The sequence below is a fragment of the Paenibacillus sp. 2TAB26 genome (assembly GCF_052115145.1).
In the GTDB taxonomy this organism is placed as follows: domain Bacteria; phylum Bacillota; class Bacilli; order Paenibacillales; family Paenibacillaceae; genus Pristimantibacillus.
Genome location: NZ_JBFRGC010000006.1, coordinates 94,518 through 106,650, shown reverse-complemented (window position 1 = coordinate 106,650; position 12,133 = coordinate 94,518). Strand labels below are relative to the sequence as shown.

10 protein-coding genes are annotated in these 12,133 nt (G+C 39.2%); all 10 read right to left on the bottom strand.

Translation table 11 applies throughout. The features are described 5' to 3' along the window. Positions 1-5 precede the first annotated feature (5 nt). The gene (locus AB4Z50_RS07950) at positions 6-1,010 is read right to left on the bottom strand and encodes a glycosyltransferase family 2 protein (RefSeq protein WP_441877757.1); all 1,005 of its coding nucleotides are present in this window, start codon (positions 1,008-1,010) and stop codon (positions 6-8) included. After that, positions 1,003-1,785 carry a sugar transferase gene (locus tag AB4Z50_RS07945; protein ID WP_441878023.1) on the bottom strand — a complete coding sequence of 261 codons (783 nt, stop codon included), beginning with the start codon at positions 1,783-1,785 and terminating at the stop codon, positions 1,003-1,005. The genes AB4Z50_RS07950 and AB4Z50_RS07945 overlap by 8 nt, the downstream gene beginning before the upstream one ends. 27 nt (positions 1,786-1,812) lie before the next feature. Then, entirely contained in the window at positions 1,813-3,036 is a 1,224-nt protein-coding gene (locus AB4Z50_RS07940; RefSeq protein WP_441877755.1) for a DegT/DnrJ/EryC1/StrS family aminotransferase, read from the bottom strand. Between the two features lie 769 nt (positions 3,037-3,805). Beyond that, positions 3,806-4,426 carry a hypothetical protein gene (locus tag AB4Z50_RS07935; protein WP_441877753.1) on the bottom strand — a complete coding sequence of 207 codons (621 nt, stop codon included), beginning with the start codon at positions 4,424-4,426 and terminating at the stop codon, positions 3,806-3,808. Positions 4,427-4,458: 32 nt separating this feature from the next. After that, positions 4,459-6,282 carry a polysaccharide biosynthesis protein gene (locus tag AB4Z50_RS07930; protein ID WP_441877751.1) on the bottom strand — a complete coding sequence of 608 codons (1,824 nt, stop codon included), beginning with the start codon at positions 6,280-6,282 and terminating at the stop codon, positions 4,459-4,461. Between the two features lie 41 nt (positions 6,283-6,323). Beyond that, positions 6,324-7,016 (bottom strand): CpsD/CapB family tyrosine-protein kinase, encoded by a 693-nt coding sequence (locus AB4Z50_RS07925; RefSeq protein ID WP_339206392.1) that lies wholly within the window; start codon positions 7,014-7,016, stop codon positions 6,324-6,326. Further along, entirely contained in the window at positions 6,997-7,764 is a 768-nt protein-coding gene (locus AB4Z50_RS07920; RefSeq protein WP_339206390.1) for a YveK family protein, read from the bottom strand. The genes AB4Z50_RS07925 and AB4Z50_RS07920 overlap by 20 nt, the downstream gene beginning before the upstream one ends. A gap of 160 nt (positions 7,765-7,924) precedes the next feature. After that, positions 7,925-10,033 (bottom strand): S-layer homology domain-containing protein, encoded by a 2,109-nt coding sequence (locus AB4Z50_RS07915; RefSeq protein ID WP_441877748.1) that lies wholly within the window; start codon positions 10,031-10,033, stop codon positions 7,925-7,927. Between the two features lie 120 nt (positions 10,034-10,153). Beyond that, the gene (locus AB4Z50_RS07910; protein WP_441877746.1) at positions 10,154-10,939 is read right to left on the bottom strand and encodes a tyrosine-protein phosphatase; all 786 of its coding nucleotides are present in this window, start codon (positions 10,937-10,939) and stop codon (positions 10,154-10,156) included. Between the two features lie 195 nt (positions 10,940-11,134). Beyond that, positions 11,135-12,112: a diaminopimelate dehydrogenase gene (locus AB4Z50_RS07905; RefSeq protein WP_441877744.1), complete on the bottom strand. Its 978-nt coding sequence runs from the start codon at positions 12,110-12,112 to the stop codon at positions 11,135-11,137. Between the last annotated feature and the right edge of the window lie 21 nt (positions 12,113-12,133).

Genomic DNA, 12,133 nt, shown 5'->3' with positions numbered 1-12,133 from the left:
GTTCTTTATTTTGTGCTTTTAAGTATACCTAAAAATGATCCCAATCCATATGAAAGGTGGAATACTGGAAATAATAAAAGTAATATCGGTATGTACTTATATTTTTTAGCTGCTCTAACAGAGAATATTATATTTAAAATTAAATATAATCCTATTTCACTGATTAATAACCAGCTAAACATCGGTGATGATAAATATAACACTAGCATTAAAATTAATGATAATAGAAAAATAAAAGGTATAAAGTGTCTTATCCCCATAGCACCAGGGCATAATTTCATAGTGATAATATTCCATTTTCCATTCTTAATAGCCATATCTACAATACCCTTAATGCTATCTCGACAATAATAAGACAGTCTGATATCCTCTGCCATGAATATCTTTCCACCATTCTTCCGAATACGATAATTCATTTCGTTGTCCTGATTTCTAGTCAATCTTTCGTCATATAATCCATAATTTTCAAAAATCTCCCTACGAAAAGCACCAAATGGAACAGTATCTACATAGCCACTTTTTCCGTTTGTCCTGAACTGTGAATTACCTACACCAAATTTTGAGGATAACATAAGAGCGATAGCATTTCCTACAAATCCTTTGCTTTTAGTCTCAGCTACTCCCCCAACATTATCAGCATCAGTTGTATCAAGATAATATACGCATTTCGATACGTAGTCGTCTTGATATTCACTATGAGCATCTAAACGAATAATATATTTTCCAGAAGCGACTTTGATGCCAATATTCATTGCATAGGGAACGGTTTTCTGGGTATTATTATATAATTTTATTAAATCCGGAAACTTATCTGCATATTTTTTTATGATTTTTTCAGTTCTATCGCTTGAACAGCCATCAATAAATATCCATTCCATTTTTTCTTTGGGATAATTCTGCTTTAACAATGACTCAATACAGTATTCCATATATTTCTCTTCATTATATACTGGGATTATTATAGACACTGTTATATTTATTTTTGAAGTTTTATTTTCTATATTACGCATTACTTTTTACCTCATATACATTTTTTTCTTTTTCTTCTTTAAAGTTAGAACTAATTTCAACGAAATTTTTATCTTTTTTAATAACGGTAATCACAGTTTTAATCATAGTCTTGATTTCCCCCATGAAACTAAACTCTTCCAAATCCCTCAAGTTATACTTCATTTTCTCCGGTAAAACATTAATAACATATGTCTCATCAGCATTTTCTGTATTTGATAAAAGCCGATCTTCATCTTTATACTGAATACTTGCTTCAGATGTAAGTCCAGCTGGAAGAAGTAATGTTGCCATCATCTCATCTGTATATTTCTCAACGTATTTAACCACTTCAGGCCTTGTCCCAACAAAGCTCATATCACCTAAAATAATATTAAATAGTTGAGGTATTTCATCAAGTCTTAGTTTTCTTAAAATTTTACCAACCTTAGTAATCCTACTATCATTCTGTGTCGTAACTAGAGAACCAATTTTATCAGCATTATTTATCATCGTACGAAACTTAAAAATCCTAAAACGTTTCTCATATTGTGTCACTCTTACTTGTCGAAACATAATTGTCCCTTTAGAATCCATCTTAATCGCAATACTTATAATAACAAATACAGGAAAGAGAATAATAAAAATAAGGATTGCGAATATAATATCAAATATTCGTTTTGCGAATAGACTGAATTTCCTCTTAGATAGATAATTATGATATTTTTTTACACTTTGATTTTTTAATTTATCAGGTAAATCATCCCATTTTCTAAGTATCAATTTATTGCTCCTCATTTCCATATTAACTAGATTAATTTTAAATTAATAAAGAACCTCTTTCATTACCCACTTCATACTCTTGCACACATACTCCAGATCCTCATCACTTAACAAAGTATGAAGTGGGAGTGTAATTTGATTTTCATACTGACTGTAGGCATTTGGGTAATCTTTAATATCAAATCCAAGGTTCTTATATGCCGTAAACATAGGTAATGGCTTGTAGTGGACGTTACATGCAACACCGTTCTCTGCCATTTTTATAATTATTTCATTTCTCTCCGCTTCGCCAATTCCAGGTATTCTCGCTAAATAAAGATGCCCCGATGATGCAAAGTTATCGCTATATTGCTCCAAGCTTATAACTCCTAATGGCAGTAACATATTATCATATATCTCAATAATCTCTTTGCGTCTTTTCATCATACTCTCAAATCTATTTAACTGTATTAAACCAATCCCAGCCATAATGTCAGTCATATTACACTTATAAGCTGGATAAACGATATCATATTCCCATGCACCTTTTTGTGATTTCGCTAGTGCATCTTTTGACTGACCATGAAGGCTATATAACATGAATTGTTTATAAAGCCACTCATCATCTAATCCGAGAACATTACGCCAAACAACTGCTCCGCCTTCAGCTGTTGTCAAATTCTTCACAGCATGGAAAGAGTAGCAAGTAAAATCTGCAACTTGTCCACATTTCATTCCGTTCCTCACTGCTCCAAATGCATGAGCAGCATCAGTCATTACAATTACTCTATTGAATAGCTTTTGAATTTCATTATTAGCCTTAAACATTCCTCTCTTAGTCTCTACTGCTTCGTATATCTTATCGTAGTCACACATCTTACCTGCAATATCGACAGGAATAATCACTTTCGTCTTCTCTGTGATCGCATCAGCGAGTTTTAAATAATCCATCTCAAAAGAATTTAAGGCGGTATCGACTAATACGATTTTAGCGCCAACATGATCTATAATTGAAGCAGATGCGGTATACGTGTATGCTGAAGTAATTACTTCATCACCAGGACCGATTCCTAAAATTCGAAGAGTAAGTTCCATAGCTGCAGTAGCAGAATTCAAGCATACCGCTTTATTCACACCAATATATTCAGCAATTTTTTTTTCAAATGATTTTGTTCTAGGCCCAGTTGTAATCCAGCCAGACCTCATTGTATTTATAACTTCTTCAATCTCCGCATCTGTTATATCCGGCGGAGAAAAAGGTATATTTTTCACTTTAGTATCAATCATTGTAGTTTACCTCGCTTTATTCAAGTTTAGGTGTTTAGTCTTTAGAACGCTTCCTTAGTCGTTTAGTACTTAATTGGATTGCAATTATTTTTCCAATAAACTACTAATCTACTAAATATATATTTTTCAACCTAATCAAATACCTATACACCATTGCTTTCTCGATTCAACCAGCACAATATATCTCAAGCGTCTCATTCTATTTGAGTGCTAAACCAATCTTTTTTAATTCCCACTCTAAAATCTCTAAACCTCTAACTTAAACTTTCGTTCCCTAGAAGAGTTCAACATGGATTACATATCCAAAACATTTCAATTTTATATATATATGAATACGTTTTGGATATGTAATAGTATATTTACAGTTAAATCTATTCTATCTTCAATTATTCTTCCATTTTTTATAGACCGTATCTTAAATCTATTACAAACTCAATTGTTGCCAATCTCTCTCTAACATAATACCTAGCACCTCTTATATAAGCATAAACTTCCCGATCAATTCAGCGATCTCATCTGTTAGCAGAATCTCACTGTCTGCTCCCCGTGTTTACTTCTCTAGAATTCCAAAAATCTTTGTCCAAGTATATAACATCCCATTATCACAAAATCGCTTCTTTTTCTTGTTCATTAATCAATGATTCTCAACATCACTTTAGGCATAGCCTTAGTCTCAAGCAAGATTCTCGTTCCAAGCCCAACTTCTGGTATGAGGGCTTTACGAACCTTTAATATGTCCTCTCCAAAAATGTCACGAATTATCATTTATTTATTTTTCTTTGACAACCTCTTCATAAGATTTACCCTGACTCATTCCATACTTTTTAGCAATCTGAATCAACTCGTCGTATTGCTCGGGGGTCAGCTTGTCTAGAATGATACTACGAGCTTTTTTCTTCTCTTCTTGGTTTATCCCCCCGCTAGCTAGAGCTTGCAGTTCTTTAATATCCGCCATACTAAGCTCTTTTAGAAACACAGAAGTCAGCTTTGCCTTTTCCGATACTGTTATTTTTTCTTGAAGATCCTTAGCCTTTTCAATGGATACTTCAGCAGAGTAGCTTTCTGTTGATTTAGCCGGGTCAATCTTTTCATCTGATTTATCATTGTCTGCATTATTCCCATCTTTCTCGGGATTAACTGTAGCTTTATCCGTGTTCATTGTAGTATCCGTTGCACCTTCTTCATTCAACTTATTGGCTTGTTCATTTGGCTTTGCGTTCGAATCGAGGCCAATTGGTTCTTCATTTAACAAGTCACCCTCAAGGTCAGCAGCCAACGTAGAAATAAGCTTATCCACAGCATAATTAGCTGCAAATAAGCCCCCTACTCCCAGTATGACAATGATTGATGCGACCCAAATTAATATCTTCTTCCACTTTTTCTTACGCATGTGTAATCTCCTCCGTTATGGTAATCTGTCTGCTAAGATACATGTGAATAAAAAGGAACAAGATGCTCGATAACATCTTTAATTGTCGTTTGATTATCTCCAATAGCTTTCTCAATTCGTTTGAATTGAAGCTCGAGTTCGACTCTATTGATTTGTGTTGGCTTGCCTATGTAAATCCGCTCATGTTGTGTAGATGACACTGCTTCTTCATCCGTTAGCAGCTCTTCGAACAGCTTCTCTCCTTCACGCATACCGCTAAAGTTTATTTCGATATCAATATTCGGTTCGTAACCTGATAACCGAATGAGATCCTGCGCTAGATCAAGAATACGAACCGGTTCTCCCATATCTAGAACAAATATTTCTCCACCTTTGGCAAATGACCCCGCTTGAATAACAAGCTGAACCGCTTCAGGTATCGTCATGAAATATCTGACCATGTCGGGATGTGTAACAGTAACCGGACCGCCTGCAGCAATTTGCTGCTTGAACCTTGGAATAACGCTTCCACGGCTTCCAAGTACATTACCAAAACGCACTGCCACGAACTGGGTCTCGCTTATTGTATTAATACTTTGTATGTACATCTCTGCAATTCTCTTGGTCGCTCCCATAATGCTGGAAGGATTAACGGCTTTGTCGGAGGAAATCATGACGAACCGTTCTGCTTTATATTTATCTGCGCAATCAGCTACGTTCCTCGTACCGAATACATTGTTCTTAACTGCCTCCGATGGATTTCGTTCCATAAGCGGCACATGCTTATGGGCTGCAGCATGGAACACAACTTGCGGCCTAAACCTACGAAATACATCATCTAAACGACTTCGATCTTGAATGTCCGCAATAACGGTTTCCAAATGTACATTAGGGAACTTCGTCTTAAGCTCCATCTCAATCGTATAGATACTGTTCTCACCGTGTCCAAGCAGGAGCAAGGACTTAGGTTTAAATGAAGAAATCTGCCTGCATAGCTCTGAACCAATCGATCCTCCAGCACCTGTTACTAGAACAACTTTATCGGATACATAATTGGCTATACCCTCTAAATCTGTCATAACAGGTTCTCTACCTAGCAAATCCTCTACTTCAACATTGCGTAAAGCCTTAACCGCGAGGCGCCCTTTGATAAAATCATTAATAGAAGGGATAATCTTGACCTTTGCTCCGGTCAGCTTGCAAATATTAATAATTTCCGTTATATGCACTCGCTTTGCAGACGGCATCGCGATAATAATGTCATGGATGTGATGTTTATGTACTATCTCTTCAATGTTCACCCTAGTTCCCAGAACTGATAAACCGACTACCTGCATATTGCGTTTATGTGGGTCATCATCAATAAACCCTACTATACGATTGCCTAAAAAGCTGTTGCTTGTCATGATTTCTTTTGCAATTAACGCCCCACAATCTCCAGCGCCAACAACAAGTACATTGTTTGTAAAAGCGGTCTTTTTGGTTCGATTTACTCGGATTAAGCGCCAGAGAAACCGTGAGCCTCCCATTAATAGCAGCATGAGTTCAAGTGTTCGAGAGCTAATGGAGATAGGGACTCGTTCCCCATTTAAAGCATAGGTTGCTCCATACGATAAAACAAGTCCAATCACTATGGCTTTGGCTAGCTCAATAATTTCACCAATACTGGCATATTGCCACATTCGTCTGTACATTCGAAAAAAGGCTAAGCTGCTGCCGCATATAATGGTGGTTAAACATGCGAATTCAAGCATTTGTCTCACGTAGATGGGAGGGATGTTTCCGTTAAAACGAAAGAGATAGGATACCCCAATCGCTATCCATATAATACAAATATCTACCACCAGTATGACCAGCATTCTATTTCTATTACTCAACTAACTCATCCCTCCGCCAAAAGACATCTACTTGTATTTTTTCATTTCTCTTGAACACCATAATAATAGTAGTAAGCCTCTTCATTTGCCTTACGCTTCACATTATTCAGCACTACTCCCAAAATTCGCGCATTTACACTCTCAAGGTTTTTTACAGCTTTGCTAGCAATATCCCGCTTTACTTTTCCTTGATCAACGACAAGAATTACGCCATCACTTTTCGTAGATACAATTTGTGCATCCGTTACTGCAAGCAGCGGCGGCGTATCAATGAGCACAATGTCATACATTTGTCTAAGCTGCTCAATTGTTGCCGTCATCCGCTTTGAACCCATCATCTCTGCCGGGTTTGGCGGTATGGCACCTGATGTAATCACATCTAGATTAGGAATGTCTGTAACTTGTATTCCTTCCTCGAGCGAGCACTGCTGTGAAATAATGGACGACAACCCATAACGATTAGAGATAGAAAATGTATGATGGGCAGTAGGCTTACGAAGATCGGCATCAATAAGAACAACTTTCTTCTCTGATTGCGCGAAAGTGACAGCCAGATTCGTTATCGTTGTCGACTTCCCCTCACCAGGGCCTGCTGAAGAGACCATTAGCACCTGCAATTTCTCATCTATTGATGAGAACTCTATGTTCGTCCTCAGAGCGCGATAGGATTCTGATATGGGAGAACGAGGATTCGTTAGCGTAATGATCTGACGCTTATTTTTCAATCGAGACACCCTCTAATTCACCTGCCTTGTAAGTTTGAGTTGTTTTGCTGGTTTGGCTAGAGTTAGCATCCTCCGTATTCATTCTTGAAATCATAGCAAGCGTGGGCTGACCCAAAAACTGCAGCACATCTGCTTCGGTTTTAATCGTGTCATCCATATACTCAAGTAAGAATGTAATACCTACAGCAATCATTAAAGATACAATAAACGCGATCGCGACATTAAGAGGAACGTTCGGTGAAACCGGACTTGGCTGCGCATCGACCACAGCTTCATTCAGAATCGATACATTCTCTACTTTAAAAATATGCTGGATTTCTTCGCGGAAAACATTCGAGACTGCATTCACAACCTGTGCTGCTTGCTTATAATCCACATCTTGCACAACTAATGTCATGACCTGTGTATTATTTACAGAGCTAACCTGAATTTTACGTGAGAGCTCAGTCGCAGTTAATCCAAGCTGTGGATATTGCTCAGCCACTTTATCCAATATAGCCGGTGTTTTAATAATCTCTTTGTACGTATCGATCATTTTGATATTGGAGTTGATTTGATTAAGATCAAGCTGGCCGGTTGCCATTTGTGTCGTCGTTTGATTTACGATTATTTTAGTAGATGCCTCATAGACCGGATCTTTAAAAAACATGCTAATAACGGCTGCTGCTGCTGTACAGAGGAAAACAAATACTAATATTAGCGCCAATCTCTTCTTTATGATTGCCATATACTGTCGTAAATCTAGTTCGTTAGACATGCATATTCCTCCATGGGATATAGTTATTTAGAATGAGAATATAATCCTCAAGAACTATACCTTACTACATAATAATCTATAATCTTACAATATCCTATATATTCCCGAAAAAAATCTTCCTCTCATCCACATGAGAGGAAGATTTTGTATATATTTTTACTTAATTGTCGAAGTTTAGTGCACGGTAAATAATTACTGCTGCCTCTGCACGAGTCGCATTGTTATTTGGCAAGAACTTGCCTGCATTTCCAACTACGATTTTGTGAGTTGCCGCAAATGCAACGCCATCTTTTAATGACGCATTAATTTTTCCAGCGTCCGCAAAGTCTTTTAGTGCAGCATTTACATCAGCTACGTTAGAAGCGCCTTGCGATACTTTCAATGCGCGAGCGATCATCGTTGCCATCTCAGCACGAGTAATCGTTGCATTTGGATCAAATTTAGTATCTGAACGGCCGTTAATGATTTTGAGTTGTGCCGCAGCAGCTACGTATGGTGCATACCAAGCAGCTGAATCGACATCAGCAAAACCTTCTGTAGCTGAGCCATTCTCAAGATCAAGAGCACGGATAAGCATTTTCGCGAATTCAGCGCGAGTTACTTTGTCTTTCGGTGCAAATTGACCTTCTGATTTACCTTCGATTGCGCCTTTTGCAGCTACAACGCTAATTTCGCGGCCAGCCCATGCTTCTACAGAAGCAATGTCTTTGAACGAAACTTTGTTTTCTACAACCACATAAGAGGAGAACGAATCACGAGATTCGATAATAGAGTTGCCCGATACACGTCCACCGTGGAATACTAGCTTGCCATCAACGATTTTCGCTACGGAAAGAAGCTCTTTATCAAGACCAGTTGTATCGCCCAGCGGAATGCTGATTACGATCGGTTGATCGAATGAAGTTTTTGCAGTGCCGCCAACCGTTAGGTTGAAGTCATAAACTTCAGATACTGATTTCAGCGTACCTACAACGTCAGCAGATACATCGCTCTTCTTAATAGTAAGACCAATAGCAGAAGAGAACGAACCGCCTACAGGAACAGTTACTTCAAATTTGCCAATCGTGAAAGTTGCACCGGATACATTTCCAGCTGCCGCAGCTTTAACTACTGCATCGGAAAGGTTTAGAACTACATCCTTTTGTGCCACTTCACCAAGATTGATTTGCAAAGCAGTCTTCGCAAGTGCAGAAGCTGGTGCTAGTTCTTTCACCTTGGAAGCAACCGTGTTAATACCAGCAACTGCTGACAATACACTCTTCTCATCCAATTGAAGAACAGCTTGTCCATTTACTGTAGTAACACTTGAAGCTGCACTGATTGCTGCAAGCTTAGCAATTTCTGCTTTTGCATCAGCAACAAATTTAGTAACAATAGCAGCTTTCTCAGCATCAGTTGCTTTATCAAGCGCTGCTTTCAAATCGTTTAGCAATTTGTCAGTTGATTCAGGAAGCGGTGTAGCTGGAGTTACAATGTCACCGCCGCCACCACCTGGATTAGTAGTTGGAGGTGTAGTGTTTAGTGATTTATAAGCAGTGTACAAAGCGCCAGCTGCAGCAAGGAATTTAGTATCATCTTTTACTGCTAGTTTTGCTTGAGATAATACTTCAAGTACATCTTCAGTCGTTACACCATAGTGACGGAAGATCTTCTCAACTGCATAATCACCAGGCAGCGCTGCTAGCACATCCTGCAATAGTTTATTAAGGGCATTCGAATCCTTTAGTAGACTTATAAGTCCAGCCAGATCCTTGGAATCAACTTGCTTAATAAGCTCTTTTTGAATATCAAGGAAATATTGAGCAATATCATCCACTGTAAGATCATTTACTTCTGCTCTAGTGGCAAAAGATTGTAGCAATGTTCCATATTTTGTGCGCAGTTCTTCAAGTCCAGCAACTGAAGGATTATAAGAAAGCTTCACAGCATCGTGGAAAAGATTTTCCAACTTTGTTTCTTCACTGTCCGTTGGATTAAACTTGTTTACAATCGGTTTTACGATGTCGCCTTTTACATGAATGTCCAACGCATCAAGTTCAAGCTGGAATGCTTCAACTGCAGCTAATCCGTTTGTGCTAATAAGAGCGGCATGCAGCTTCTTAATATCAGCTACAAGTGCTGAATCAGCCAATGACGAAGATGCATAAACAACCCCATTTACTCCAAGCTTCTCTGCCAAACCTTTGCTACTTAGCGGAATACCAGCGAAAGCCGTAAGGGCTACGCTTGCCGCAATTGTAGAAACTGCTATTTTTTTTCTTAATGTCACTTTCTTCACTCCTAATTATATGATAATAGTTGCACTCATCTAATAGATGAATGACTAATAACGCCAATAAAATCATTTATAGTATGCGCTTTCTTCAACTACCAATCATTCTAGCACGCACTATTTTTTGTAGAAATAGGAAATAAAACGACGCAAAACCCCGTCTGAAGAAACTATAGTAATAGGCTGGTTATGTATAGGTTTGTCGTCTAACACAGACTGAGCGTTGGATTGTAAATAGGTAACCCACTGTTCTCCCATCCGCCTCTCAATGGACGCGTAGGCTTCGCCCAGACGAAAACCGCGGCGCTCAATATGATGAGCATCGGAAGATACAAAATGAATATGACCCGCCTTCAATAATGACCATGCGGATTGTTCAATGCGCTTACCAAATCCCCCAAGCAGTGAGTGGGTCGTAACCTGTGCGAATGCGCCTGCTTCAATAAGCTCAGCTAATCGATCGGGGTGCTTCACAACTTCTGCATTTCTTTCTGGGTGAGCGATAATCGGTTTCAACTTCAATACATTAAGCTCATGCACGAGCTCAATCATCGCCTTCGGAATACGGGAGGATGGCATCTCAATCAATACATAACTAGAGCCGGCTAAGGGAAGCAATTCTTTTCTATACCAAGCATCGAGCAGATCATCATGAACGCGGATTTCTTGACCTGTATGTATAGCAATAGGCACACCCGCAGCTATTAACTGTTCGTTAATAGAGAGAGTGTGCTTAGCTACGTCGATTGCTGTATTGGTATAGGTTCCATTGGCATGGTGCGGAGTGGCGATGATCGTTGTAATTCCCTCTGATACAGCTGCCCGGGCCATATTCAGAGTATCATCGAAACTTGCCGCACCATCATCCAATCCAGGTAAAATATGCGTATGGATGTCTATCATGCTGAGTTCACTTCCTAGTAGAATTTACCTGTTAGGTAGGTTTGAACCTATTCTACCATAGGAAAATGGATCTTTCAGCACTTCTCCCTATAATTCGACAGTAATTACTCTCACTTTTTCATTATATCCTACTATTTCCAAAAGTGTAAGTAAAAAAATGTAAAATGGAGGGGAATGTTCAGAAAAGTTTCAGAACTATAGAAGCTCTTTACGCAGTTCTGCTGCGGATTTTGGTGAAAGGTAGCCGTATGGAATGTCGAATACGGTTTTGGCTCCAGACTGTCCTTCACGAGCAAATTTATAAGCTGCTCTAGCATAAGCAACAAGCACGCTAGCCGTGAATTCAGGGTTGCTGTCAAGCTTCAAGCCGAACTCGATAATTTGTGTGCTGTTCTCGCCTGTTTTGCTACTGCGAAGCACCATACCACCATGAGGCATTGTGGAATGCTCGGCTTTCAATGTTGCTTCATCAATGAAATGAACCGTCGTATTATAATCGGAGAAATAGTTCGGCATCGTACGGATTTCCTCAGCAATCGCGTCTTGATCAGCGCCCTCTTCTGCTACAATGTAGCAATCACGGACGTGCTTCTCACGCGTTGTAAGCTCTGGATTTTCACCGTTACGAACTCGCGCTACTGCCTCTTCACTAGGAATGGTGTATTGAACGCCGTTCTTTACACCTTTCACGCGGCGAATCGCATCTGAATGGCCTTGGCTCACACCTTTGCCCCAAAATGTATATTCCTTGCCTTCTGGCAATATCGCCTCAGCAAGCAGACGATTCAATGAGAACAAGCCTGGGTCCCAGCCTGTGGATATTACACTTACTTTATTGCTCGTTTTGGCAACTGCATCTACCTGATCAAAAAATTCAGGAATACGCGCATGCGTATCGAAGCTGTCAACCGTATGGAACAAGCGGGCAAAAGCAGGAACCTGCTCTGGCAAATCTGTTGCTGAGCCGCCGCAAAGAATCATAACGTCGATATCATCGACAAAGCGCTCCGCATCTTCAATTTTATATGCTTTTGTTTCAGACGGAATAGATGCTGGGTCTCTACGAGTAAATATCGCATCCAATCTCATATCCGCACTTTGTCTAATTGCAAGCTCTACGCCGCGTCCAAGATTGCCGTAACCAACAATACCGATGCGAATCTGTTCTGTCATGACGCCGCCACCTCTTCTTGT